This is a genomic window from Shewanella sp. GutCb, assembly GCF_002836135.1.
Taxonomy (GTDB): Bacteria; Pseudomonadota; Gammaproteobacteria; order Enterobacterales; family Shewanellaceae; genus Shewanella.
In genome coordinates this window covers 1-1,309 of the sequence record NZ_PJBL01000057.1, presented here as the reverse complement: position 1 = coordinate 1,309, position 1,309 = coordinate 1, and the positions used below count along the sequence as shown (strand labels likewise).

The following is a 1,309-nucleotide window of genomic DNA, read 5'->3' as shown; positions in this document are numbered from 1 at the left end:
TTTCGAGTGCTGATTTCTTAATCACTAATGTGAAAAACTATCAAACCCGAAGCCCTTAAAGCGCTTGTCACCTGAGTCTCATCTCCGAGGAGATTTAACTCTCACCTCTTAGTTAAAAGAGATACTGATTACGCTGCAAGTCCCGTGTTTCCTAACCTTGCGGTAAGTTACTTGGCCTGCTGTGCCGTGTCAGTGGATGCGTATTATAGGGAGATCCCGACTGAGCGCAAGCGCTTTTACCCATTAAAACAGCCTTTTTTAACAGATACCGGATAACCACATCCTACCCACCACTTACCCACAGTGTTATCCACAATTTACCCTTCAATTGATGAGGAAATCTCGGTAGGGGACCTTATTCTAGTACAGTATTGGAAACTTGCAGGGCAGGATAATCATTACTTTGAGCTTTATGCCTCAGGTTTGCATCGCTGTATCACCTGAAACCGACGGCAATGTCTTGGGGATCCTGCTCGGCAATCAAATAACACCCATGATCATTCGCTTTTTTCAGCCTCTTATTATCAACAAAATAAGCCACTAATAAGGGGATCGCTAGCAAAGGATAACTATCCGGTAGTGATGGTGATTAAATCACAACTGCAAATGATTTTTTTAAGATCTGCTCCAAGTTGCCACTGCTGTTATGCTTACAGATGACTGCTAGCGCTATAAAACAGAATTGAATTAATCAGCACCAAACAGGCTAGAAGATAATTTAACGAAAAACTAAATGAGCGATAGTGGCTTTCAACTATCTATAAGAGATGCATTGGACGCTAAGAAAGGACCGACAACGTCCATGGATATTGCGGAAAGTATGAATATAGGAGGCAGAACGAAGCAAGATCCCGCCACGAGCAGCAAATATCACCCTCTCGCATTTCGGCATAATGGCCATATCACTATCACGCCTGATATTTTCCCCCTAAATTCTGTCGTCCCGTGAATGAGTTAACTCTAAACCATAAATTGCAGACGTAAAAAAGCCCGCTATATAATAGCGGGCTTTCAACTCTCTATACGAGAAGTAATAGGCGCCTGGAAATGACCTACTCTCACATGGGGAAACCCCACACTACCATCGGCGATACTGTGTTTCACTTCTGAGTTCGGAATGGGATCAGGTGGTGCCACAGCTCTATGGTTTCCAGACAAATTCTTTCAAAAAATGGTGCTGATACCCAGAATCGAACTGGGGACCTCATCCTTACCAAGGATGCGCTCTACCGACTGAGCCATATCAGCAAAATCGTGCGCAATCTATTTGTCTTATGTGAATTTTTCACTGCATTTAGATAAACGACTT

1 tRNA gene and 1 rRNA gene are annotated in these 1,309 nt (G+C 43.2%); both read right to left on the bottom strand.

Features of this window, described 5'->3' with window-relative positions:
* Window positions 1-1,039: 1,039 nt before the first annotated feature.
* Window positions 1,040-1,155: ribosomal RNA gene (gene rrf / locus CXF86_RS19930) — 5S ribosomal RNA — on the bottom strand.
* 17 nt (window positions 1,156-1,172) lie between these two features.
* Window positions 1,173-1,248, bottom strand: a tRNA-Thr gene (locus CXF86_RS19925).
* Window positions 1,249-1,309 lie beyond the last annotated feature (61 nt).